General features: G+C 62.2%; 15 protein-coding genes, 2 tRNA genes and 1 pseudogene. 6 read left to right on the top strand and 12 right to left on the bottom strand.

Going from position 1 to position 25,753, the window contains the following annotated elements; genetic code table 11:
- Positions 1–90 precede the first annotated feature (90 nt).
- A complete protein-coding gene (locus tag LK434_RS09555) occupies positions 91–762 on the top strand; it encodes an HAD family hydrolase (protein WP_006720616.1) in 672 nt (223 codons plus the stop codon).
- A gap of 245 nt (positions 763–1,007) precedes the next feature.
- Here the strand turns inward: LK434_RS09555 and LK434_RS09550 are convergent, their stop codons facing one another.
- From LK434_RS09550 to LK434_RS09530, 5 genes and pseudogenes are all read right to left on the bottom strand, one after another.
- Positions 1,008–1,568, bottom strand: coding sequence for a hypothetical protein (locus tag LK434_RS09550; RefSeq protein ID WP_006720615.1), 561 nt, complete (start codon positions 1,566–1,568; stop codon positions 1,008–1,010).
- A 300-nt stretch (positions 1,569–1,868) separates the two neighbouring features.
- Positions 1,869–2,552, bottom strand: a complete 684-nt coding sequence (gene pyrE, locus LK434_RS09545) for an orotate phosphoribosyltransferase (RefSeq protein WP_006720614.1) — start codon at positions 2,550–2,552, stop codon at positions 1,869–1,871.
- A gap of 201 nt (positions 2,553–2,753) precedes the next feature.
- On the bottom strand, positions 2,754–4,559 hold the full coding sequence (locus LK434_RS09540; protein WP_006720613.1) for a fibronectin-binding protein FnbA: 1,806 nt from the start codon (positions 4,557–4,559) through the stop codon (positions 2,754–2,756).
- Positions 4,560–4,830: 271 nt separating this feature from the next.
- Positions 4,831–5,874: pseudogene (locus tag LK434_RS09535) on the bottom strand (branched-chain amino acid aminotransferase); the annotation flags it as partial.
- 472 nt (positions 5,875–6,346) lie between these two features.
- Complete coding sequence (locus tag LK434_RS09530) at positions 6,347–6,997, bottom strand: DedA family protein (RefSeq protein ID WP_006720609.1); 651 nt, start codon at positions 6,995–6,997, stop codon at positions 6,347–6,349.
- A gap of 261 nt (positions 6,998–7,258) precedes the next feature.
- Between LK434_RS09530 and cysE the strand changes: the two genes are divergently transcribed.
- A complete protein-coding gene (gene cysE / locus LK434_RS09525) occupies positions 7,259–8,044 on the top strand; it encodes a serine O-acetyltransferase (RefSeq protein WP_083784197.1) in 786 nt (261 codons plus the stop codon).
- A gap of 426 nt (positions 8,045–8,470) precedes the next feature.
- Here cysE and LK434_RS09520 read toward each other — a convergent pair whose 3' ends face one another.
- Positions 8,471–13,276 carry a discoidin domain-containing protein gene (locus LK434_RS09520; RefSeq protein WP_006720605.1) on the bottom strand — a complete coding sequence of 1,602 codons (4,806 nt, stop codon included), beginning with the start codon at positions 13,274–13,276 and terminating at the stop codon, positions 8,471–8,473.
- An 845-nt stretch (positions 13,277–14,121) separates the two neighbouring features.
- Here LK434_RS09520 and LK434_RS09515 point away from each other — a divergent pair.
- Positions 14,122–15,405 carry an ATP-binding protein gene (locus LK434_RS09515; protein ID WP_006720602.1) on the top strand — a complete coding sequence of 428 codons (1,284 nt, stop codon included), beginning with the start codon at positions 14,122–14,124 and terminating at the stop codon, positions 15,403–15,405.
- A gap of 89 nt (positions 15,406–15,494) precedes the next feature.
- On the top strand, positions 15,495–17,414 hold the full coding sequence (gene baiCD, locus LK434_RS09510; RefSeq protein WP_006720601.1) for a bile acid Fe-S flavoenzyme BaiCD: 1,920 nt from the start codon (positions 15,495–15,497) through the stop codon (positions 17,412–17,414).
- Between the two features lie 79 nt (positions 17,415–17,493).
- Here the strand turns inward: baiCD and LK434_RS09505 are convergent, their stop codons facing one another.
- The 3 genes from LK434_RS09505 to hypB form a co-directional block, all read right to left on the bottom strand.
- Positions 17,494–17,865 (bottom strand): hydrogenase maturation nickel metallochaperone HypA, encoded by a 372-nt coding sequence (locus LK434_RS09505; RefSeq protein WP_006720600.1) that lies wholly within the window; start codon positions 17,863–17,865, stop codon positions 17,494–17,496.
- Positions 17,866–17,966: 101 nt separating this feature from the next.
- On the bottom strand, positions 17,967–20,762 hold the full coding sequence (locus LK434_RS09500; RefSeq protein ID WP_006720599.1) for an FAD-dependent oxidoreductase: 2,796 nt from the start codon (positions 20,760–20,762) through the stop codon (positions 17,967–17,969).
- Positions 20,763–21,286: 524 nt separating this feature from the next.
- A complete protein-coding gene (gene hypB, locus LK434_RS09495) occupies positions 21,287–22,111 on the bottom strand; it encodes a hydrogenase nickel incorporation protein HypB (protein ID WP_006720596.1) in 825 nt (274 codons plus the stop codon).
- A gap of 175 nt (positions 22,112–22,286) precedes the next feature.
- Between hypB and LK434_RS09490 the strand changes: the two genes are divergently transcribed.
- On the top strand, positions 22,287–22,919 hold the full coding sequence (locus tag LK434_RS09490) for a TetR/AcrR family transcriptional regulator (RefSeq protein ID WP_006720595.1): 633 nt from the start codon (positions 22,287–22,289) through the stop codon (positions 22,917–22,919).
- A 153-nt stretch (positions 22,920–23,072) separates the two neighbouring features.
- Entirely contained in the window at positions 23,073–24,047 is a 975-nt protein-coding gene (locus LK434_RS09485) for a DUF5692 family protein (RefSeq protein ID WP_006720594.1), read from the top strand.
- Between the two features lie 508 nt (positions 24,048–24,555).
- Here the strand turns inward: LK434_RS09485 and LK434_RS09480 are convergent.
- The 3 genes from LK434_RS09480 to LK434_RS09470 form a co-directional block, all read right to left on the bottom strand.
- Positions 24,556–24,632, bottom strand: a tRNA-Arg gene (locus tag LK434_RS09480).
- A gap of 176 nt (positions 24,633–24,808) precedes the next feature.
- Positions 24,809–24,885 (bottom strand) — tRNA-Arg (locus tag LK434_RS09475).
- A 126-nt stretch (positions 24,886–25,011) separates the two neighbouring features.
- Positions 25,012–25,359, bottom strand: coding sequence for a hypothetical protein (locus LK434_RS09470; protein ID WP_227917737.1), 348 nt, complete (start codon positions 25,357–25,359; stop codon positions 25,012–25,014).
- Positions 25,360–25,753: the final 394 nt, after the last annotated feature.

Here is a 25,753-nt window from a genome sequence, read left to right as displayed (position 1 = left end):
CACATCGACCCGCATTCATGCTTCAAACTCCCACGAACAAGGGTTGCGCTATCATGGCAGCGCTTAAACCTCAGTCGAAAGGCGCGCCGCATGACCTACACGCATGTGATATTTGATTTAGATGGAACGCTACTCAACACCCTTGAAGATCTTGCCTGCGCGGGCAACCATGTATGCAAAATGCGCGGCTGGCCAACCTTCACGCAGGACCAGTTCCGCTACAAGGTGGGCAATGGCCAGGTCAAGCTGGTCGAGCGCCTCATTCCCGCGGAGTTTGCCGGGGACGGCCGCGTTCTTGAGCAGGCCCTCGCCGATTACCGCTCCTACTATGCCGAGCATCGCGAAGACCACACCGCCCCGTACGAGGGAATCCTTACGCTTCTCGATCAACTCGGCAACGAGGGCGTAAGCCTCTCGGTGCTCTCCAACAAGGACCACGCCGCCACCGAACCGCTCGTCCGCAAGTACTTTGGCGACCGCTTCGACGTGGTTCAGGGACGCATCGACGCGTTCCCGCCCAAGCCCGAAGCCCCCATCACGCTACATGTCCTCGAGCGCTTGGGGGCCGATCCCGCCGCAACGCTCTATGTGGGCGATTCGAATGTCGACATCGCCTGCGGGCATAACGCGGGGCTGCACGCCTGCGGTGTTGCCTGGGGCTTCCGCGGGCGCCGCGAGCTCGAGGAAGCGGGTGCCGATTACGTTGTCGACACGCCCATGGAGCTGCTCGACATCGTGACCGGAATGCCGGCCGAGCGCTAACCGCAAATCCCCTCTAGCAAATATCGCCTCTGCAACCGGCATAAATCTCACCACGCCGGCGGGTCGAGCCCTGTACGGCAAAAAGCGGCTGCACCGCCGCCCGGACGCGATAATCCCGGGCATTGGTGCAACCGCTTTTTATCAGCCGTCGGTAGCCGTCATTCGTTGAGACTCAGATGAGTGGGCAATCCGACGTCACGTTACCGTCGGCGCCAAAAAGGGAGACGCACAGGCGCGAGCAGTCGCTACAGCATGGCGTCCATGATGGCCATCTCGGCGTCCTCGGCAGCCTTCCACGTGCCCTCATCGTCCTTGGCGTAGTCGATGACGACGTCGCTCTCGTGGGGCTCGGCCGCCTTGGTCACCTCCATCAAAATCTCGCCGCCCTTGGCGTACAGCTCTTCCTCGGTGGGAAGCGCGCTCTGGTCGAGCCCCATAATCCAGGTCTCGAACTGGCTGGAGAACTCGGTCATGATGTCGGTGACGGACTTCATCTTCACCTTGACCACGGCGGTCGCCACGCCGTTCTCCTCGTCAACGGTCACCTCGTCGATCTTGTACTCAAACCCGTCGAGGTAGCTCTCGGCAAAATCCTGCGTATCGATGCCGAGCATCTCAAAGCTGCCGCTGGAGCTCTCGCTCATGGCCTCCACCAGCTCTTCATCGTCGGCGGAGATCTCGCCAAATGCGCTCTCGAGATCCTGGCGAATGAGCTCCTCGACCGAAGGGCCGCCGCACGCGCTCAGCAACGCCGTGCACAACGCCGCCACCAGCACCATCGGAATGGCCCAGAACTTCTTCTTCATCGCTTCCTCCCAGCATCGGTGGCGTACGCACCCCATGCGCGTCACGGTGCCACAACCTAGCAGAATGCTGTGATAATAGCCGAGCCCGGACCGCACCCTCAACGCGCGCGTGGGGATGCCGCCAAAAGGGAACCGTTCATCGGCGAACGGCGTATACGGACACGTGGCACGCGTCAACACGTGAGCCCCGGAGCTTATGCACTCCGAGGCTCATTTCATGCGAAATATGTCTGGCACTGAACTGACCACAAACGGGCTGTCCGGCACGGCGGCCACGCGCCGAGACGGGACGCCGCGGGTCTAGGCGCGCGCGCCGTACTGCTCGTAGTAGGCGTCGATCGCGGCCTTGAGCTCGTCGTCGATCACCACGCGGCCGGCAACCTCGCGGTTGTAGAGATGCTCGGTCACCTCGGCCATGGACACGATGCTCGCCACCGGGAACCCGTACTTGGCCTCGATCTCCTTTTGAGCGGTGGTCACGCCGCCCTTGCCGACCTCCATGCGGTTGAGACTCACGATCAGGCCCTTGACCTCGACGTTCGCGGCGTTCATGAGCTTGGGGTAGGTCTCGTCGATGGACTTGCCGGAGGTGGTCACGTCCTCGACCATCACCACGCGATCGCCGTCCTTGAGCTCGTAGCCCAGCATGCCGCCCTTGTCGGCGCCGTGGTCCTTGACCTCCTTGCGGTCGGAGCAGTACTTGACCTCCTTGCCGTACAGCTTGTGCATGGCGATGGCGGTCACCACGGACAGCGGGATGCCCTTGTAGGCGGGGCCGAACACCACGTCGAAGTCCAGGCCGAAGTTGTCGTGGATGGCGCGAGCGTAGTACTCGCCCAGGCGCATGAGCTGCTCGCCCGTCACGTAGGCGCCGGCGTTCATGAAGAACGGGGACTTGCGGCCGCTCTTGAGCGTGAAGTCGCCGAACTTGAGCACGTCGGACTCGACCATGAACTCGATGAACTCTTGCTTGTAAGCCTCCATGAGGACTCCCTTCGACCTGCCCGGTCATAGTGCTGAGCATGTATTGGCTGCCTGTAAGGGTAGCAAAAACGCGCCCCGGCCGCTTGCAAGCGGTCCGAGGCGCGTGGTGGCTGCCTCGCCAACGGGACAGCGCGCACTGGACGCATCGCCTGCAGGGCGTGCCACAGGGCGCGCCACCGTGCGCGCCTAAAACGCCATGCGTTATTCGTCGTTGGAATCGGCGCTCTCGTCGACCCCCGCGCGCTCCTTCTTGGCAAGAGAGAGGAACGAGGAGCCAGCGACGGCAAGACCCGCCGCGCCGGTCAGCACCATCGTCGCGATGTCGCCCGTGCCCGGCAGTCCGCCCGCAGTCGCCTTGCCCGCACCGGAAGCCGAGGTGCCCTGCGCGCCGTCCCCCTGGCCAGAGGTGGTCTTGTCACCCGTGGTGCCGAGCGAATTCATGGGGTCGCGCGTGGTGTTCTGCTGAGGCGCAGGGTCCTTCGGGGTCGTCTTGCCGTCGTCCTCCTCATCGCCCGTGGAGGCATCCGTCTGCTCGTCGTCCGACGAGCCCTGACCCTCCCCGGCATGCGTGGAACCGCCGCCGGTCGTGGTGTCCTGCGTGGAGCCGTTGCCCGTGGAGCCGTCCGTACCTGCGGAGTTGCCCGTACCTGCGGAGCCGTCCTGCGTCGAGCCGCCGTTGTTGCCGGTGCCGCCCTGCGCGGACCCGGAGTTGCCTGCGCTGCCGGACCCCGAACCGCCCGCGTTCTCCTGGTCACCCGACGAGCCCTGGCCCGCATTGCCATCGGGGACCGAAGCGTTGGGGGCGTCGTCCGCATCATCATCGGAGTTCTGGCTGCCACCGGCGTTCTGCTCGGCATCGGAACCCTGGCCGCCCTCGGGCGTCACGGCACCATCCGAACCCGAATCGCCGCCATGCGCCGCTCCGCCATCCGAGCCGCTCTCGCCGGAATCGGCATCGCCTTGCGAGCCACCCCCATCGCCATTCTGCCCCTCGGAGCCGTTGGGGGCATCGGGCGCGATCGGGAGACCGGCACCGGAATCGTCCTGCCCGGGCTCGTCGGCATTCGGCTGATCGTCCGTCTGCCCCTGGCCGTTCGCGTTCTGCTCCGCGTCATGCTGGTCCATGTACGCCAGGCAGGTGGCCTTTTCCTTCTTATAGCGGTTCTTCCAGCCGTCCCAATACTGAGGCTGGCTGGGATACCAATCGTCGACGTACTCAACCACCGTGTCGCACAGAGCCGTAATCAGCTCGCGATCGGTCATGCTGTTGTCGATGTTCGCGCCCTTAAAGAACTTTTGCACGCCGCCCTGGCCAAACAGGTTGCACATGCCCCACACCAGGCCCTTGACGCAATCCGCGCGGTCGCGCACGTCAACGCCGTAGGTGTTGAGCAGGGAGCTCTGAACCGGCAGGTAGTAGTTGTTATACGCATAGGAATCCTGCAGGGCGGAGAACTCAGCGGGGTCGGCCGCATACGCCGCGTGCCACGCCCCGTTGAGGATCTGCGCGGGCGCGCTGAGCTGGCGCGACGTGTAGTCGTACATCTCGTACGACGGATTTTGCAGCACATCGCGATACGCGAGCGCCGCCCTGAGCATGTCGTACTTGGTGGAGTTGTAGCCGTACACCTGCTCGATAAACGGCAGCAGGCTGTAGCGGCGGTCAAACTGGTAGTAGCCCATCGCGTTGTAGCCGTCGCCATACGAGAGGCCCTTGTCGTAATCGCAACCGCTCTCGTACTTGGTGAAGTACTTCATCTCGTCGGAAAGCGACACGGGGGAAAGCGTAGAGGCAGAACGAGCCGAGGCGAACGTTGCAACGCCCTCGGTGCCCTCGTAGTAGTCCGCCTTGTCGTAGTCCGCGGGCGCGGGATCCCCCACGCCGTTGGGGTCGCTGTCCGTGGCAGGCGCCTGCTCCGTGCTGGCGACGGCAGGCAGGGCAACACCGCCGAACGCAAGCGTAACGGCAAGTCCGGCGACAACCGCCTTATTGCGATGCTGAGGCATATGTCCTCCTCGGGTCCGCCCTCCACATGGGGATGGCTGCGTTTAAGATGCGTTTGCGGCAAGGCCACAAAGGGATACACCCAGTATGAACGAAAAGATGCGTCCCGAATATGCGTTTTGGAGCGCATCTTCTTATTCTTCACCCCAAGCCCACGCGCCGTTGCCGAGGGTTCCGCGCGGCCCCGGGGGCACTCGCCTTGAAACGACGAGGGGAACCGACGCCCTCGCGCCCGTTCCCCTCGCGGCATATGCTTTCAAGCGACAACTCGCCTTAGCAAATCTTGCACACCCAGTTGTGCTTGTCCTCGATGCTGCCGCCCTGGATGCCGGTGAGAGTCTCGCGAAGCTTCTTCATCACCGGACCGGAGGTCTCGTGACCGTCGGGGAAGACCACGACCGTGTCGCCGTCGTGGATCTCGCCCACCGGGGAGATGACCGCGGCGGTGCCGCACAGGCCGCACTCCACGAAGGCACCCGAGGTGACCTCGGCCCACGTGACCGGGCGCTCGTCAACGGTGATACCCAGATCCTTGGCAACCTGCACGAGCGAACGGCGCGTGATGGACGGCAGGATCGAGTCGGTATGAGACTTGGGCACCACGAGCGTGCCGTCCTTGGCGACGAACAGCACGTTGGCGCCGCCGGTTTCCTCCACGTAGGTGCGAGACTCAGAATCGAGGTAGAGGTTCTCCGCGTAACCAGCAGCGTGTGCCTCCATACCGGCCTTGAGGCTCATGGCGTAGTTGAGGCCGGCCTTGATGCTGCCGGTGCCGTGGGGCGCGGCGCGGTCGTACTTGGACACGCAGAGCTTGACCGCCGTGTCGCCACCCTTGAAGTACGGGCCCACGGGCGTGACGAGGATGCGGAACTGGTACTGGTCGGCGGGCTTGACGCCGATGACGTCGCCCGTGGCGACCATGAGCGGGCGCACGTAGAGCGTGGCGCCGGACCCGAACGGCGGCACCCACGCGGCGTTCGCCTCGACAACCTGCTTGACGGCCTCAACGAAGCGGTCCTGCGGGAAGGCGGGCATCACGAGGCGCTCGGCGGAATCGGCCATACGCTGGGCATTCATGTCGGGGCGGAAGCAGACGATGGAGCCGTCCTCGGTGGTGTAGGCCTTGAGGCCCTCGAAGACCTCCTGGCAGTAATGGAGGATTCCCGCGCACTCAGACAGTGTGACGGTATGGTCGGTCGTGAGGCAGCCCTCGTCCCATGCGCCGTCCTTGTAGTTGGACACGTAGCTGTAATCCGTCTTGCGGTAGCTGAAGTCGAGGTTGCCCCAGTCCAAGTCCTTCTTCTCAACGGTCATAGCATGCTCCTTCGCACTCGTGCCCGTGCGTTCGCGAGAGGGGGTGGTCGACGCTCGGGTGCACCCTCCCGCGCGAGCGCGCGGTGTTTGTATACCGGCAACAAAGCCAGGCGAAAACCGCCCAGTCGGTTTTGCGGCGAAGTTCATTGTACTGCGCTCAAATAAAGCGTGGCATATGTACGAAATCTTTAACGAAGGAGACGCAATGCCCTCGAGTGCATTGCCCCGATGTGGCCGCGTGCCGGGCAGTTCGATTTCCATGCGAACGCGAAGGATCGCAGACGAGTCGAAGCCCACGCGGGAACTTTGGGCGACGGGGCTCGAACCCTCAACGAGAAACGGTAGCACAACTCGACAAAACTTCAGGATTCGGCGAAGTTTTGTCGAGCTGTGCCACCAATTGAAGCGCGGGCGGGCGAGGATAGCGCGGCGGCGCTGCAACGAGGGACCTCGAAGCGCCTTGCCGCTCTGGAGCCTACTTACCTTCCGCGTTGCGGCGCTTTTGCTCGGCACGCGCCGGCAGGATGCGGAACTTGATCCACCAAGCCACCACAGCGACAGCTACGACAATGATGACGACCTTCACGACGCTGGACACCCACTCGGCCTGAGCGGTGATTTGCTCCCAGGCGCCGCCGGCCCAAAAGCCGAGGGTGCACAGGATGGCGTTCCACGCCAGCGAGCCCACGAGGGTGTAGATCGCAAAGCGGACCATGTTCATCTTGGCAGTTCCGGCGGGAATGGAAATGAGGCTGCGCACCACGGGGATGCAGCGGCAGACAAGTACCGTAGTCTGGCCCTTGCGGTCGAACCAGCCGATGGCCTTGGCCACATCGTCGGAATGGAAGCCCAGCATGCGCATGGGCTTGGTGTCGAAGAAGCCCTCGAGGCGCTCCTGCGAAAGCAGGCGACCGATGCCGTAGAGGAAGTACGCGCCCACAACGGAGCCCACAGTGGCAGCGATGATGACTCCCGGGAGCGTCATCGCGGTTTGCGTTGCGAGGAAACCGGACAGCGGCAGGATGAGCTCGCTCGGGATGGGAGGAAACACGTTCTCGAACAAGATGAGGCCTGCGACCGCAAAATAGCCAAACTGGCTAATGAAACTGAAGAATGCCTCTTGCATGTGATGCCCTTCTAAGCGACTGCATTGATCAACTGCTGCAAAATGCAATGTTCACCATAATAGCGGTCGCGCATAACGCCTTGGTAATGTGCGCAGTCTTTCCAGAACCTCCTTGACATGGGAGGTGTGCGACATTGCGCGATCACGGCCCCGCCTCTGTCTCCATCTTGTTAATCCTAGCGATTCTCTCGACATTACACGGGAGGGCGCGTACACTTGCACCTCACACGCCAAAAAAGCCAAGCGCCCCAGGAGGAAGACATGGGAGCCATCGCCACCGTCCGCGAGGACATCGCGACCGTCAAGGCCAACGATCCCGCCGCGCAGAGCAGCTTTGTGATCTTCCTCTCCTACCCAGGGCTCCACGCCAAGTGGATGCACACACCCGAACATTGGTTATGGGAGCACGGGGCACGCGGCCTCGGTCGCGTCCTTTCGCAGGTCACGAGGTTTTTCACCGGCGTCGAGATTCATCCCGCCGCTCAGCTTGGGCGGCGTCTCTTCATCGATCATGCCATGGGCGTCGTGATAGGCGAGACGACCATTGTCGGCGACGACTGCGTCTTGTACCAAGGCGTCACCCTGGGAGGCACGGGCAACGAGAGCGGCAAGCGCCACCCCACGCTTGGCAACAATGTCACCGTGGGAACGGGGGCCAAGGTTTTGGGCAATATCCATATTGGTGACAACGTACGCATCGGAGGCAACTCCGTTGTGGTGAAGGACGTGCCCAACAACTGCACGGTTGTCGGCATCCCCGGGCGCGTGGTCAAGCGCAACGGATGCCGTGTGATGAGCGAAAGCTTCGATGCAAGCTGCCACCGAGAGAACATGCCCGACCCCGTCGAGGAGGACTCGATCATGAACCGCGAGGGCATCGCGGGCAACGCGCGGCGCATCGCCGAGCTCGAGGCACAGGTTACCGAGCTTGAGGCATTGGTCAAGACCCTCGAGGGCGAAGAATGGACGCGAGGCCGAAAAGGGCAAGGGGATAAAACCAGTCCAGCCCCTCACGAAAAACGCGAACTCAAACCTCCAGTGCGGTAATGGGGTCATCATGGCGCCGTCGGGGCGCGCATAGGTGAACGAGGAAAGGCCGCATATGACCACGAGCACCTCAGGGGGCACGGCACGGGCGCCGTACTCCACGTCGAGCTTGAGGGAGAGCAGGGAATCCGCAGCTGCATCGATCTGATTCGCCCCGAGCTTGATTTCAAAAGCGCCCCAACGCCCATCCGCCAGCTCCACCACGGCGTCTATCTCCCTGTTGAGTCCGTCGCGGTAGTGGAACAGCTTGCCGCCGCTCGCCGCGGCGAACGGAGCCACCTCGTACAGACGAGCTTCCATACAAGGCTCTTCCAACCCACATGAGACCCCTCCAGTCCTCGATCCATACAAAACGGGCGCCCCAAATACAACTGGGACGCCCGTCTGAGCGCTTATGCGCGTTTTGCCGCTACTAAAGCGGAACCGCTACGCCTCGCGACGCTTGCGGATCACCAGAGCGGTGGCGACCAGCGCCACACCGGCGGCACCGCACGCGGCGATGGGCAGCAGGGAGCTGTCACCCGTCTGGGGCAGACCGGCGCCGGGCTTGCTCGGCTTCTGGCTCGGCTTCTGCTCGGGGACCTCAGGCTTGGACTGCTCAGGGGTCTCCGGGCCGGGCACAGGAGGCGTAGGCGGAACCGTGCCGTCATCCTTGACCCACTTGCCAAAGACCGTCATGTCGCTCGCGACCTTAGTCTTGGCCGTGAACTCGTTGCCCGCAGTGCAAGCCTCGTCCGTGAACCAGCCGGCGAAAACATAGCCCTCGGCGGTGGGAACGGGCAGCTTGTCACCAAGCGCGGTGCCCTGCTCGATGTCGAGCGCGGCGGGCGTCTCAACGCCGGCGGGGACGTCACCAGTAAAGGCGAAGGTCACCGTGACGGCCTTCTTGAGCAGGGACTCGATGTCCTCAAGACCCTTCAGGGCCTCATCGACCTGAGCCTTGTCCTTGGGGCAGTCGGCCACGAGTTCGGCGGCCTCCAGCTTGTCCATGACCTTCTGGATGCTCTCGGGCGTCCACATGCCGTTGGCGATGGCATCACGGACTTCGTCGATGCGCTGGTAGAGCTTGGAGGTGTCGATGTCGGCACCGGGGTCGACGGGCAGGTCGCGACCGATGACCTCGAACTCGACAACATGGTTGGTCGTCTTGTCGTCGGTCTGACCGCGCATGTACACGCGCGCATAGCGCGCCTTGGTTCCGGCAGGCACGGGGAACGTCTTGCCGTCCTTCGTCTCGGCGTAGGGCTCATCCTGGCCAGCTCCGAGCTTGTGAACGTTGTCCTTGTCGGAGTTGTAGAGGATCGTATCCTCAGAGGTGAACGTCTCATCCTCGGACAGCACCACGACCGTATCGCGATACGTGCGGCCGTCCTGGAAGTAACGCCAGAGGCCAACGGAGGAAACCTCGCGGACTGCGCCGAGGTCGACTTGCATGTAAGAACTCTTCGTGTTGTGGTCAGCACCGAACACGCCAAACGCGCCGGAGTCCTTGTTGCCGTCGGTGATGTTGCTCATCGAGCCCTCGTCGGCCTTAACGGCATCATTGCCAGTATCGGTCCACGCAGCCGTCGCCTTCTTGCCTTGGGCGAGGTTGTGCTCCTCCGTGTTGGGGTTCAACTTCTCGTGCAGCTTCGCCACCTCGTCGTATCCGAGAGCGCGGTCGTAGACCTTCGCGGAAGCCTCGTCCTTGGACTTGTCGAAGGCGCCGCCGGCAAACAGGATGTCACCCGCGGGAAGCTCGTGATGGAAGCTCTTCACATCATACGCAGAGCGCGAGTTCGTGCCGTCGACGTAAATCTTGAGCATGCCATTGTTCTCGCGAACGCCGGCGACGGTGTGCTTGGCGCCGTCATTGACCTTGACCCTACCGGTGGTGCGAATGCCGTTGACATCGAAATACGGCATGCCATTCTCGTCGATGCCGAGCTCGTAGGCGCCCTCCTGCTTTACCAGCGGGCCATGACCCGTGGTGTTAACCTGAGAGAACACGGAGAAACCGGTCTTGGAGACCAGGGAGTCGTCCTTGGAGGCAAGCTTCTTGGTGTAGGTGGTCAGGCGGGACGGACAACGGGAAGCGACAACGTTGTCCTTGTGGAAATCGACGGAGGCGGTGTCGCCCGCGATGGCATTGCCAGCCATGTCGGTGATGCCGGAGACCTTCACCTCGAGCTTCTCGCCCTGTGCAGGCACCTTGTCGAGCGTGATGTGGAAGGTCACGCCGTCGGCGGAGCGCTTGACCTTGGAGGCGTCGATCTTCTGACCGTTGACGGTAAAGACGGCCTCACCCTTGACCTTCTCATCCATGCGGACGATCAGCTCAGCGGCACCGTCGTGACGCACGGTCTCGACGGACGGACCCTGCTTGTCGCCCTCGCCGGGCTTGCTCACGCGGATGGTGAGGGACTCCTCCGGCTGAAGCATGAGGGAGACCTTCTCACCAATGGTGAAAGTGCCCTTGTCAGCGATCTCAGACTTGTCACCGGGCTGGGTGTGACGGCGCTCAATCACGTAGTTGAACGTGTCGCCGGCGTTGCCCTTGACGCCCAGCGTGGCGTCATCGAACGTGAAGTCGAGAGTCTGGGCCTTGTCGGCATTGGCGTTGCGGACGGTCAGGATACCCTCATCGCCCTCAAAGCCGGCATAGCCGTAGGTGTTGTAGATGCCCTTGCCGTCATTGTTGAGCTGGTCGTGCCCCTCGGCGGAATGAGCCGCTCCGCCCGTCATGAGGTCGACGCCCTCGACAGGCCATTTACCGAACATGCGAGCATTGCGAAGGAGATGGAAATTCTCCTCATACCACTTGAGGAACTCGGCGTTGACCTCGTACTTCTCCTCGTCAAAAATCGCGTCGGAGTAGTAGAGCTCCCAGAACGCCGTGCCGCGGCCAGCCATGGTGTAGAGATAGTTCTGGAAACCCTCGGCGGTGGCGGTCGTCTGGGTCATCGCGGTACCCGTCTTGCCGTACACCGGATCGTGGTTGTAGATATGGGCGAGCGGGAACTGGAACTGGTGCCCGTTGATGAAGTTGTAGTACACCGCATCGCGGGCGTTCAGGTTGCCGTCATGCACCGTGCTTCCGTGCGCCGTGCGGGCGTGATCGAACTGGCACTGGAGCCACACGGAGTTGACCCACTGCAGCAGCCAGGCGCTCGGAATCGTGTGCGTGGTGCTCGAGATCCAGTAGTTGGCGATGCCATTCTTCTCGGCGTTCTTGCGCACCGTCTCGTACAGGTCGATCCAGCCTTCCCACATGTCGGTGCAGTGGTACATCTGGTTCGCGCCGCCGGTCATGTGACCCTTGACCTTGTCGTTGCCCGAGTGCCCGGGCACGCCGTCCACGCCGGCACCGAAGTGGTTGTACTGCCCCTCGTCCGCGAAGCCGTCCCACTTCCAGTAGTTCACATGCCACTTGTTTTGGAAGTCGCAGACGAGATTGGCGTAGTTCTCGAGATACGTGCGGTCGGCGACGTCGATCGAGCCGCCGGCGTTCACGCCCAGGCCCTGCTGCTGCAGGGAGTTGGCGATGGCTCCGTTCGTGCCGTATCCGCCGCGTGGGCCGATCCAAACACCCAGGTCGGAGCCGAAGTTCTGCACAAGCTTCGCGATCGAGTTGAACTCATCGGGGAACTTGTTGTTGAACGTCCAGAACCCCTTTGGTGCATTGTAGTCGGTCCAGCCATCGTCAACGGCATACGTGTCGAGCGGGGCCAGTTCGGAGTTGGCGAACTCCTTGTCGATCTCGGAAAACGCCTCGGTGATGTTGCCTTCGGTGATGTTCTTCTCGTTGTCGTACCAAGAGTTGTACTGAACGCGGAACTCGGAAGGCGCGGAAATATCGTCGATGTAATCGAAGAAGTCCGCCTGAACGACGCGATAGTCCTTGGCGGCGGCGGCGCCGGCAACCGTTTGCCACGTGCTGTAGCGAATGGCGCCATCTTCAGTGCGCACGGCCTGACCATCGTTCGCCAAGCGATCCATGGTCTTGCCCGTGTAGTACCGAGGACGGCCGATCTTCTTGCCCTGCTCGTCGACGATCTGCGTGTCCGCAGCAGGGAACTCGCAACCGAAGAACATGCCGTCGGCATAGAACGGCTGACCGAGGATGGCACGGGCGGCAGGCTGGCCGACGATGCCGCCCTGGTCGGTCGGGATGGTCCACTGGCCCTCAGCACCCGTCACATCGAGCGACTCGAGATCGATGTAGTCGATCTCGGCGTCGAGCTTGTCCTCCTCGGGAACGGAGATCTCGAGATACTTGCGCATGTAGTGGTCGTCGTTATACGCAACGATGTTCTCGGTGATGGTGTAGGTGGCACCGTTGAACTCGACAGGGCTGAACTTGAAAGAGAGCTTCTTGCCCGTCTTCTCCTGCTTGTTGATGACCGCAGTGGTGTCCTCCATCACGGGATCGCCGGCAAGCGTGAGGTCGCTCGACTTGAGGAAGAACGGGGTCGCCTCCTGCTGCTCCGGCTCGACCCACGGCTCGGCGTAGAGGTCGAACTCCTCGCCACCAGCAAAATTGTTGTTGTTCACGCTGGACTTGGCCTCGAGCATGACGCACTCGACGTTCGCACACAGCCCCTGCTTACCCTCGGGGATGTTGACGTGAATCGCCTCGCCCTTGTTTCCCTCGTAGTTGAAGGTGCCCTCCATGACCTTGGTCCAACCGGCGGTGGCATGGTCTCCCTCGATTGAGGGGGCGTCGGGGGAGGTGCTCACCCAAAGGGCGTAGTCCTTGATGTTACCGTTGATGCCCGTGCCGTTTTGCTGGGTATAGCGCGGGTCGTAAGAAAAGCCCTTGAAGGACGTGGGCTTGCCGAGGTCGATAACGACCTCATGGGGCATCTCGCGGTTACCCGGCTGATTAGCCTGCCCATCTTTGTATGCGGTGTGCCAGAAGGTGTTCGGGTTGTTATCGATGAGGTTGTCATCATGGCCGTGATGCGGCGCGCTCTCACCAATATTTTCCTCGGAGTCAGCCGTAGCAGTCCAACCGGTCTGGTCGAGCGGCTGCTGCTCGGGCTCGGCGTTGTTGTCCTTCTTAGTGCGCTTGATGATAAACTCTTCGCTGCCCTCGCCGGGGTTCAGCTTGACATTCGCGCGTTTGTTGTTAATCTCGGTGGTTTTGACCTTGGCGTCGGCAATACTGAACGTACGCGAGATGGCGTCGTTTCCGATAGTCACGGAGTCGCCGTTCTTCGCGACGGTCACGTTGCCGCCGGCATAGGCCACCCCCCCCCGCCTCGGCAAACGCCTGCATGGGCAGCGATGATACGGTCACAGCCGCAATCATGGCGCCCACGCAACAGCGTTTGAGCCATTGATTGGCCATCCAAATCTCCTTTCCTCGTCCAGGGCGTAACATTCCCCAGCTTCCACACACGCCGAATAGACATAGTGCGCCAACAGTTCAACCAATTTACCTTATGGGAATATCCTCCCCCCGATGAAATTCCCGTCCATCGGCAAACGGTGCCGATATGCCGATGAGTGGTAGGGACCAGGATACCAATCTGATACCAGCCGCAGCTATAATCCGCTGGATAACGCACAGTTTATGCGTGTCTACTTTTACTGGTATTACTTTTGAGGATTGTTTGGGATTCAAATCCCATTCCCGGCCGCAAGAAACTTTACATTTCCAGCGCGGACAAACATGTCCCCGCAGGTCATTCCCAACCGTGCGCACGGAACATGCCTTGATAACAAGATGATAACTAGAAGGCAACTAGAACCTGTGTGCCAAAATCACAAAGATGCAGGTAGACGACATACCGCCTTTCCAGCCCCTTGCAATTTGTGATTCTGGCGCAACTAAACCGATTCTTGCGACCGCCATCGCGACATCTATGAGTCCCTTTTGCCGAGTAGCAACCTCGCAAAGTCCAGGACGAGAGCGCCCTCTTGGATATAAGGCTTACGCCTTATGGGGGGGGCTGCGGACGAGACGAACCGCCCTTGTCATAGCGCGCAAGTTTTTGGAGCCGACTCCAAAAACTTGTCAATTATGCAAGTTTTTGGAGTCGGTTCCAAAAACTTGCATACAATACTCCTAAGGGTCGAATCGGGAGGAAAACATGATCATCCGGCAGAAATACCTCGACGCGCTCACGTCTTTCCAAGACACCGACCTCGTCAAGGTGATCACAGGTATCCGCCGTTGCGGCAAATCAACGATGCTCGAGATGATGAGGCAAAAGCTCGTGGGTGACGGAGTCGACCCCAGCCGCCTCTTCACCTTCAAGATGGAATCCATGGAATTCGACGGCATCGAGGACTACCGCGAGCTCTACCATATCGCCCTCGATCGAATCAAAGGAGTCGAGCACCCCTATCTTTTCTTCGATGAGCTGCAAAACATCGAGGGCTGGGAGAAGGCGATCAACTCGCTGCGCGTAGACTGCGACTGCGACATCTATATAACCGGGTCCAATGCATTCCTGCTTTCCAGCGAGATCGCCACCCTCATTTCCGGCAGATACGTCGAGATACCCATGCAGACCCTCACGTTTTCCGAGTACCTTGATTTTCGGGGGGCGAGTCTGCCGGAGGGCGACCTTGGCAGCTCCGGCGTAGTCCAACTTGGAGACAGGTCATTCGCCACGACAAAGAGCCTGTTCACAGATTTTATGGCCTACGGCGGATTCCCATACCTTGCGACCAAAAAGCCAGAAAAGGCCGTCTGCTCTGCATACATCCGCGACCTCTACCAGACGATCGTGGTGCGAGACATACTCGCCCGAGAAAAGCGGCGCGGCCACAAGACGATAACCGACCGAAAGCTCCTGGAGCGCATTTGCCTGTACCTCTCCGACAATATCGGCAACAAGACATCCATCAACAAGATCGTCGGCACGCTCAAAGAGAACGGGGCTGCGTCGTCAAACAAAACAGTCGACTCTTATATCGAGGCCCTCTTGGAGGCGTATCTCTTCACCCGTGCCGACCGCTTCGACATCAAGGGAAGGGCCCTTCTCGCAACCGGCGGGAAATATTACATCTGCGACACCGGGCTTCGGAATCATCTGAACGGATACAGAGGGTCGGACACGGGACGCCTTTTGGAGAACATCGTGCACAACCAGCTCGTCTTTGACGGATATACCGTACACGTGGGGCACCTGCGAGCCGGTGAGATCGATTTTGTCGCCAGCGGAAACTCCGGAGAGCGCTTCTACATACAGGTGACCGAGACCATGCTCTCCGAAGAGACGCGAGAGCGGGAACTGGCGCCGCTCCGGAAAATCCCCGATGAGTTCCCCAAGATCGTGCTCACACTCGACGAGGTGCACCCCACCGACGAGGACGGGATACGCATCATCAACATCATCGATTACCTCACGGGGAGCGCAGAGCTGTAAAACAGAAGGCCCTCCACCCATCATGCGCGACACGGGCGATGCGATATGATGTATCTCGCAGGTACCAACCCGAATCAGATAGGAGTACCATGTTCCCCAAGCTCTTCGAGCCCTTCTCCATCAAGTCGCTCACCATGCGCAACCGCGTGGTGATGCCCGCCATGGGCACACGCATGTGCCATGAGCGCGAGGTCACCGACAAGCTCGTTGAGTACCACCGCGTCCGCGCCGCCGGCGGCGTGGGCCTCTCCATCGTGGAAGTCTCCGCGGTCCACGCGCCCAGTGCCCCCAACTGCTTCCTGTCCATCGCCGAAGACCGCTTCGTCGAGGGGCACCGCCGCCTCACCGACGCCATCCACGGCGAGGGCGGGCGCGCCGGCATCCAGCTGTGGCAGGGCTCCATCGCCGTCGCCATGGACCCCAAAGCGCAGATCATCGTGCCCCAGACCATGAGCGTCCACGGCTTCGAAATCCCCGGCATCACCGTCGAGCAGATCCACGAGGTCATCGACTGCTATGGAAAGGCGGCCGCGCGCTGCGTCGAGGCGGGCTACGACTGCATCGAGTTCCACTGCGCCCACAACTACCTGCCGCACTCCTTCCTCTCCGCCGGCCTGAACCACCGAGACGACGAGTGGGGCGGCTCCCTGGAGAACCGCGCCAAGTTCCCGCTCGCCTGCATCCGCGCCATCCGCGAGAACATCCCCGAAGACATGCCCCTGTTCATGCGCATCGGCGCGTTCGACGACTGCCTCGAGAACGGCATGACCATCGAGGACACCATCGAGTTCTGCAAGATGGCCCGCGAGGCCGGCGTCGACGTGCTCGACGTCTCGCGCGGCAACATCGTCACCGCCGCCAACGCGCTCGAGGTGCCTCCGATCGACCTCAAGCCCGGCTTCAACATCGACAACGCCGTGCGCATCCGCCGCGAGACCGGCATGCCCACCATCGGCGTCGGCCGCATCAACACCCCCGAGCTCGCCGAGAAGATCCTCGAGGACGACCAGGTCGACCTCGTGGTCATGGGCCGCGCCCAGCTCGCCGACCCCGAGTTCTGCAACAAGGCGCGCGAGGGCAAGACGGACAGCATCGTGTATTGCGTGGGCTGCGACCAGGGCTGCCTGGACGGCTTTGCCAATCTGCGCGACTTCGAGCACATCACCTGCCTGCGCAACCCGCTCGTGGGCCACGAGCTTGACTGGAAGGTCGAGACCACCGACAAGCCCGAGCGCGTCGCCATCGTGGGTGGCGGCGTGGCCGGCCTCATGACCGCCGAGACCCTCGTGGCACGCGGCCACGAGGCCGTGGTGTTCGAGGCGGGCGACCACCTAGGCGGGCAGTTCGTGACCGCCGGCAAGGCACCCGGCAAGCATGAGATGGAGGTCGCAGCCGCGCTCATGGGCGAGCAGGCCAAGCGCTCCGGCGTCGAGGTGCGTCTGAACACCCCGTTCACGCCCGAGACCATCGCCGGCGAGCACTTCGACCGCGTGGTCATCGCCAACGGTGCCTCCCCCATCACCATGGGCCTTTCCGGCGAGAACGTACACGTCGCGCACGACGTGCTCGAGGGCGAGCCGGTCGCGGGCGAGCGCGCCGTCGTGATCGGCGGCGGTCTGGTGGGCTTGGAGGTCGCCGATGCGCTGGCGGTCGCCGGCAAGAAGGTCACCGTGCTGGAGATGGCCGAACGCGCCGGCGCCGACTTGGGCTCCGCCCGTGCGACCTGCGTCTTTGGCAAGCTCGCCAAGCTCGGTGTGGAGATCCTCGCCTCCACCGCCTTTGCCGGCCTCACCGAGGGCGGCGTGCGGGTGAAGTCCGGCGATGAGGAGCGCGAGATCTCCTGTGACGCCGTGGTGGTTGCCGTCGGTTCCCGCGCCCGCGATAACTCCGAGCTCGTCGCCGCGCTCGACGCTGCGGGCATCCCGCACTGCACCGTGGGCGACGCCGAGCGCCCGCGCCGCGCGCTGGACGCCATCCGCGAGGGCTTCCTGGCCGGACTTGAGGACTAGAGTAATCACGCCCCTGCGCAACAAGAAACCCCATCGGACCGTTTAACCCGATGGGGTTTTTCTTGCGCATCCATCGCTCCTACCGCGTGGCCTCAGACCTCTCCTCATCCGGCGTGGCAATCTCCTTGATGGTCGTCTCATCGCCTTGGATCAGATACGTTCTCTCGCTCCCGCAACGCGGGCAGATGCGTCCGTGCTCTACCGTGCCATAGGTGCTGTCGCACGCCTCGCAATATGTAACCGCGGGAACTTCCTCGACCACCAGCTCGGCCCCGCGCATCAAATCATGCTTGGCGCATGCCCAGTTCCAGCAGTCGGTGAGGTAACTCGGGATGATGCCCGACACTTCGCCGAGCTCCAACGTGACCGAGGAGACGCGACGCAGATTATTTTGCGTCGCAACCTCCTCAACGCTGCGGATGATATGGAAGACAATGCCCAATTCATGCATGAACAAAACTCCAAACTCAAAGGGTCAAAATGCCCCAGATCGCCTTAAAAGCCGAGAGGACTAGGCCTTTTGGTCACCCCCCCGGCTGAGGGCAAGATGGGTTATTTGGATCCCTTGGAGCCAAAGCGGATCTTGATCTCGCGCTTGAGCGCGTACTTGGCGAGCATGGGGACCTTCTTCTCGTACTTCACCATGTTGGAACACTCGGGATGCTCACGATGCAGGTGAATGGCGTCGAACGCGCACTTGGTGGTGCACAGGCCGCAGCCGATGCACTTGTTCTCGTCGACGATGCTCGCACCGCAGCCCAGGCAGCGCGCGGTCTCGGCGCGGACCTGCTCCTCGGTGAACGTCTCCACGTACTCGCGGAACGGGCGCTCACGCTCGGCCTCGTAGTTATGCACGGCGTCACCGCGACTCGCGGTATCGTAGCTGCCAAAGTCCACGTCGTCCTTATTGAGCTCGCGATAGCTGCGCTGGTTGCGGCCGATGGTGAGCGTGGCGTTCTGCACAAAGCGGTGGAGCGACACCGCGGCCTCGTGACCGGCGGCGATGGCGTCGATGGCGAACTTGGGGCCGGTGTAGACGTCGCCGCCCACGAAGATGTCGGGCTCGGCGGTCTGGTAGGTCTTGGGGTCGGCCACGGCGCCCTGGCCACGACCCAGCTCGACGGCCGTGCCCTCAAGCAGGTTGCCCCACTGGATGGACTGGCCGATGGAGAACACCACGCGGTCGGCGGAGACGGTGCGCAGCTCGCCCTCGTCATAAGTCGGGTCGAAGCGACCCTCGTCGTTGAAGACGCGCCGGCAGCGCTTGAAGACGATCTCACTCACGCGGCCGTCCTCGCCGGTGCGGACCTCGACCGGGCCCCATCCGCAGGAGATGTGGACGCCGTCCTCGTTGGCCTCCACGACCTCCTCAGTACTTGCCGGCATGTCCTCGGAGCTCTCCAGACAGAACATCTCCACGTGCTCGGAGCCCAGACGCGCCGCGGTGCGGGCCACGTCGATGGCCACGTTGCCGCCGCCCACCACGATGGTCCGGCCGGGAAGCGCGGAGGCCTCGCCGCCGTTCTCCTGCTGCTCGGCAACGGCGCGCAGGAAGTCCACCGCCACCGAGCAGCCCTCGGCGTCCTCGCCCGGGATGCCGGGCAGACGGCCGCCCTGGCAGCCGATCGCCACGTAGAACGCCTTGAAGCCCTGCTCGCGCAGCTCGGTGAGCGTCACGTCGCGACCGACCTCGACGCCGTAGCGAATCTCAGCGCCCATCTCCTCGATGATGGCGACCTCCGCCTCGATAACGTCCTTCTCCAGCTTGTAGCTGGGGATACCATAGGTGAGCATGCCGCCGGGGCGCGCGTTCTTCTCGAAGATGACCGGCTTGTAGCCCTTCTCGGCCAGGTAGAACGCGCAGGAGAGTCCCGCGGGGCCGGCGCCGATGATGGCGATTTTCTCCTCGAAGCCGCCTTTGCGCGTGGGGGTCACGCGCTCGGGCACGTAGCGGTGCTCGGCGACGAGGTCCTGCTCGGCGATGAACTTCTTGACCTCGTCAATCGCCACCGCAGCGTCAACGCGGCCGCGGGTGCAGGCGTCCTCGCAGCGACGGTTGCAGATGCGACCGCAGATGGCGGGCAGCGGATTCTCGCGCTTGATGAGGGCGAGCGCGTCGCGATACCGGCCCTGAGCTGCGAGCTTGAGGTAGCCCTGGACCGCGATGTGCGCCGGGCACGCCGTCTTGCAGGGCGCGGTTCCCGTGTCGTAGGTCTCGATGCGGTTCTTGTTGCGGTAGTCGGGACTCCACTTCTCCGGGCCCCACTTCACGGCGTCCGGCAGCTCCTGCTTGGGATACTCCGGCACCTCGCCCGTGCTCGCGGCGCAGAGCTTTTGGCCCAGCTTGACCGCGCCCGCCGGGCATACCTCGACGCAGCGGCCGCACGCCACGCACTTGTCGGCCTCGGTGCGCGCCACGTACGCGGAGCGGGAGAGGTTGGGCGTGTTGAAGAGCTGCGACGTGCGCAAGGCGTAGCACACGTTCACGTTGCAGTTGCAGATGGCGAAGATCTTGTCCTCGCCGTCGATGTTCGTGATCTGGTGGACGAAGCCGTTGTCCTCGGCCTGGCGCAGGATGTCGTAGACCTCCTCGCGCGTGATGTAGTGGCCGCGGTCGGTCTCGACCACGTAATCAGCCATATCGCCCACGGCGATGCACCAGTCGTTGGGATCGTCGCCGCACGCCTCGCCCAGGATGGACCGGCTCATGCGGCAGCTGCACGCGCTGGCGGCGTACTTACCGTCGTACTTGTCGAGCCAGTGCTCGATGTGCTCGATGGAAACGGAGCGGTCCTCCATGGAAATGGCCTGCTCAACCGGGATGACGTGCATACCGATGCCCGCGCCGCCCGGCGGCACCATGGGCGTGGCTCGGGCGAGCGCGCCCTTGGAGGCCTGCTCGAAGAACTTGGCGAGCACCGGATGCTCCTCCAGCTGGGACATGCGCATGTTGAGGAACTCCGCCGAGCCGGGCACGAGCATGGGAAGGACCCACTGCTTGTCGCGCTCGGGATTCTCCCAGTTGTACTCGATAAGGCCGATGTAGCTCATCTCGTCGAGGAGCTTGACCAGCTTGTCCTCGGGCAGGCCGGTCTCCTTAAGCAGCATGGGCAGCGTATAGGACTTGCGCATCTTCATCTTGAGCAGGACGTCGGCCATCTCGTCGGTGGTGACGGCGGCAAAGCTCCAGTACTCGAAGGGTTTGAGCTCCTTGCGGCCCAGCAGGCGGTTGGTGCAGTGCTCGCAGAGCGCCACGATCTTCTCGCGCGGGTGCTCGGGCAGCTCGGGCACGAACTCCGCGCCGATGTCGGGCTCGGTAAACGAAATGCCGGGTCCATTGAGAATCATATCTGGTCCTTTCCTCGTGCTGTGACGTTGAGGGGGCTTGCAGGTGTTCGGTGGCACGCGGTCACGCGCCGACCGGTGTCGCAGCGTTGGCGATCCTTCGCGAGTGAGCGCCACGCCGTCGGCCGGCCTTCTCGAGTGAGCGCCCCGCCACCGGTCGGTTTTCTCGAGTGAGCGCTTTTCCAACGTTTGAGCGCGCCAAACGTTGGAAAAGCGCTCACTCGATGCGGCGAAGCGTCAACGCGGTGAGCCTTCCGGGCAGTGGCCGCCGGCGCAGGCAGGTTTTCGGCGCACCTGATGACACGGGCGTTGACGGGGGTCGCGGCACGTTCTGCTGGCCTGCCGACTTGCGTGACGTTCTGGCAGTGTGCCGTTCAGCGCCGCGCCCCGCCGGAATGATGTTCGGTGCCGCGCCCTGCCGACGAGCCGGGTCGCCGTGCGCAACCGCGTGCCGTTCGGTATGATGGCTCGCCGCGAGCGGCCACGTGTCGACCGCCGCGCGCAACCGCCTGCCGGCCGGCGCTACGCTACGCGCCGGCCTTCCAGGCGGCGACTTGGGTGCGCAGCCAATCCGCCCACTCGTCGATGCCCTCGCCCGTCTTGGCGCTGATGGGAATGATGGTCGCGTTGGGATTGCGCATGAGGATGTTCTCGCGCACGCGCTCCATGCTAAAGGTGTCGAACACGGGCAGCGCGTCGATCTTGTTGACGAGCACCACGTCGCAAATGCTGAACATGAGCGGGTACTTGAGCGGCTTGTCGTCGCCCTCGGGCACGGAGAGGATCATCGCGTTGGCGGATGCGCCGGTGTCGAACTCGGCGGGACACACGAGGTTGCCCACGTTCTCGAGGATCGCCAGGTCGACGGACGCTCCCGCCGGATCGCCCGTGCCCGCCGCTTTAACGGGCACAGCGGAGCTCGCCACGGCTTCTTCGTCCGTGGAACCAGCGGGGCACTCGGCACCCGCCTCGACGGCATCGCCAGCCACAGCATCGGCGTGGGCGGCCTCCGCGGCACCCCGCACCAGCTCGTCCAGACCCTGCTCGGTCATGTAGGCGTCCAGGTGACACATGCCGCCCGTGTGCAGCTGGATTGCGCGCACGCCCGTATCGAGAATGGTGCGCGCGTCCACATCGGAATCGATGTCGGCCTCCATGACGGCAATGTTGAGCTCGTCCTTGAGCGCCTCGATGGTGCGCGTGAGCGTAGTGGTCTTGCCCGACCCCGGACTCGACATGAGGTTAAGCAAAAACGTCCCGCGCTCGCGCAGCGTGGCGCGCAGCTCGTCGGCCTTGCGGTCGTTATCCGCAAACACGCTCTGCTTGACCTCGATGACCCGGACATCGCCCATGGGCCCTCCTCCCCTGCCGCCCCATCGCGCGCACGGCCTCGCCGTGCAACGCCATCGCGGCAGCTCTCCATTTGGCGAAAGTTGTTGACAGTTTGTCAAATTACATATTGACGTTCTGTCAACAAAGGTCAAGACTAGATTCGGCCAAGACATCCAGCTGTGGGGAGGAGCGGTCATGGCTTCCGACATATCAGGTCATCACGAGCGCCTCGCGCACGACGACCGGCGAGACGAGATCATCGACGCCGTCCGCGCCGTCGTGGCGGAAAGCGGCATCAGCCGCCTGTCCATCTCCGCCGTCACCAAGCGCGTGGGCTGCACCCGTTCGCTGTTCTACCACTATTTCCCCACCAAAGAGGACGCCCTGCAAGCCGCGCTCGATCAAAGCATCGACGCGTTTATGGCGCAGCTGACGGCATGGAACGACCAGCGCGTCACCGGCGATATCGAAGGCGCCCTCAACAGCGCTGCCCATATGCTCAAAACCCTGGTCCTTCAGCAGGACGACGCCATGCCGCACACCGTTGCAACCGGCGGTAACGCGGGGCTGTACGCGACCTTCGTACACCGCGTCGCCGATCGCACCGCGCGGTATATCTGCCAGTCGACCGTGGTCGACTTCGCCGCGCTCCACGAGGTCCGCATCGACCACCTCTACGAGACGTTTTACGTGCTCATCACGGGACTCGTCATGTTTGTGCGCGCCAATCCGGACGTCCCCGAGGAAACCGTCAAGGACATCATCGCGAGCACGCTGCACATCGAGGGCTACACTGCCAAATACCCTGAGCGTCGCCCCACCCGATAACCTCAGAAAAGCGCCTGTCCCCAATCTGAGGTTTTCAGCCTCAAATTGGGGACAGACGCTCATTTGAGGCCGACGAGCCCGACCACACCTTCGCTCACTCTTTGCACCGCTGTGTACCAAGCCCTTTGGGGCTCGATATAGAAAGGGGAACCCATGTTGTTCCAAGTCTATGGCGAGAACGCCATGTCCCAGTGGCTGGGATGGATCATGGTCTTTGCCGGCCTGATCATCGCCAACGAGATCGCACGTCGCTCCAAGATCGGCGGCATCGTGTGCTTCCTCGGCATCCCCGCCGTGCTCACGGTCTACTTCATCTCCATCTACGTTTGCGCCGGTATGGGCATGAAGTGGGCACTCACAAACCCCACGTACGTGCACATGAACAGCTGGTTCCACTACGCCAAGCTCTACGCGGCAACCGCCGGCTGCATCGGCTTCATGATGCTCAAGTACGGCTGGGGCAAGCTCGGCCGCAGCGAGGCGTTCAAGGTGTTCCCCTTCGCCATCGTGGCCATCAACATCCTCATCGCCGTGGTGAGCGACTTTGAGAGCGCCTTCCGCGCATTCGGCACCACGTGGATCAGCTCCGAAGGCGTTGAGCTCATGGGCGGCTGGCACAACGTTTTCAATGGCATCGCCGGCTTGATCAACATCTTCTGCATGACCGGCTGGTGGGGCATCTACCGCTCCAAGAAGGGCGACGACATGCTGTGGCCCGACATGACCTGGGTCTACATCGTTGCCTACGACCTGTGGAACTTCTGCTACACCTACAACTGCCTGCCCACGCACGCCTGGTACTGCGGCCTGGCGCTGCTGCTTGCCCCCACCGTTGCCAACATGCTGTGGAACAAGGGCGGCTGGATCCAGAACCGCGCCAACACGCTCGCGCTGTGGTGCATGTTCGCGCAGGTGTTCCCCATGTTCCAGGACTACTCCGTGTTCTCCACGAACTCCGTGAACAACCCCAGCGTGAACCTGGTGGTGTCCGTGATCGCGCTCGCGGCCAACGTCGCCGCGCTGGGCTACATCATCTACCGTGCCAAGAAGCTCGGCGTGAACCCCTACAAGCATGAGGTCTTCAAGGGTACGCGCGACTTTGAGCAGGCCATGGCCCGCGCCGAGTAGCAGCTGGCCTTGAGCTGTGCGAGCGTCTGTTGGCTGGGGCGTTTGAGCTCCCCGCGAATCGAGAGGCGCAGGCACCCGCCCGTTGCGCCGCAACGTCCAGCGTGCCGACAGCGCCTTTTGTCTCAAGACAACTTCCACCCGCGTAGCGCCATCGCGCTGCGCGGGTGTTTTGTATCGAAAGGCCCAATGAAGGGTCTCCTCGAAACCCCAATCAAAGTTCCGTCCCCCAAATACTGCCGGTGCGTCGAGTGAGCGCTTTTCCAACGTTTAACATACGTCAAACGTTGGAAAAGCGCTCACTCGACGCACCGGCTACATCTGTTTCTTAGGTCTATGAGGCAAAAGCGTGCCCCATATTGGGCTATCTGCGCAGGTGGGCAAACCAATGCAAGACGCACTTTTTGAGTTATAGCCCACTGCTCTTTGCTACACAATCACCGCTCTGTCATCAGCTACGAAGGAACGGAAAAAACCCGGGCCGATCAGACGACCCGGGTTCAAATTCGGCTGGTGCGGCGTACAGGATTCGAACCTGTGACGTTCTGATTCGTAGTCAGACCCTCTATCCAGCTGAGGTAACGCCGCAACGCGAGGAATATATTGCCACTCGCCTTTAGTAGAGTCAAGCACAATTTGCTTTTTTTTGAAAGCTGTCGAGTCGGTGCGATTTCGCAGCCCGTGTCCACCATGCCGCCGCAAGCCACGAAGGGGCAGAAAAGAAAAACCCGGGCCGCCTGAGCAGTCCGGGTCTTCAAGTCGACTGGTGCGGCGTACAGGATTCGAACCTGTGACGTTCTGATTCGTAGTCAGACCCTCTATCCAGCTGAGGTAACGCCGCAACGCGAGGTATACTATGCCACCCATCATGCATCTCGTCAAGGAAATAAAGCGCAGTTTTTCATTTTTTTGGAATCACCACTGCCTCCAGTATCGACAGCCTCAAGAACGGCGCGCGCTCCTTCCTTTAGCGAGCGATCGGAGCCTCGTAAACGGCATAGGGAACCACGAGGCGCCGCAAGAGCGCGCGAATGCGAGAGAAGCAGTCGTATCCCGTGTACTCAAGACGCAAGATGGCAGGCAGCTGCCACGGCTCGTCGACATGGAAATATCCCATAAGAGCCTCGAGCCCCATTGGCTCCACAACCGCCTCAATGCGATGGGGACTCTCCTCAAAGCACCACCGCGTTATTGGCCCATCACTTTCCTGCAGGATCTCCAATGCACCCTCTGGCGTCACCACGCACTCAACACGCAAATCCTCCTCGTCCTCTTGACTCTCAAACAACACCACGCCGCAATCGAATACGTCCATCGACATCCTCTCCGCTCCTCCTTGCCAACCCTTCTGGCTACAGTATACCCAAAATAGAACATTTGTTCGTAGAACTTCTGTTCGTATTGCATGAAGAATTGAGGGCTTGACGAGGGACATATCCATGGACCACGGACGAGAGCGGCGAACCCGCAACCCCTCCATCGAGCGCCATGCGAACGCAGCGCTCGCCGTCGTGTGCAAACGCCACTCTCCCCGTCGTGCGCGAAAGCTACGTATCCGCAACTTCTCTATCTATCACCGCGCAGAACCCAATCGGCGGCACGGACACCACGAAGCCCCCGACGCACCATCGCATCAGGGGCTTCACACGGACGTATTCGTTTGACACAGCCGGGAGGCATCGCGCAACGGATGAGAAGCATCTCGCCTA

This window comes from Collinsella stercoris DSM 13279 (assembly GCF_020735465.1).
Classification (GTDB): Bacteria; Actinomycetota; Coriobacteriia; order Coriobacteriales; family Coriobacteriaceae; genus Collinsella; species Collinsella stercoris.
Note: the sequence above shows the minus strand (reverse complement) of the source record. Positions and strands in the feature narration are given on the sequence as shown.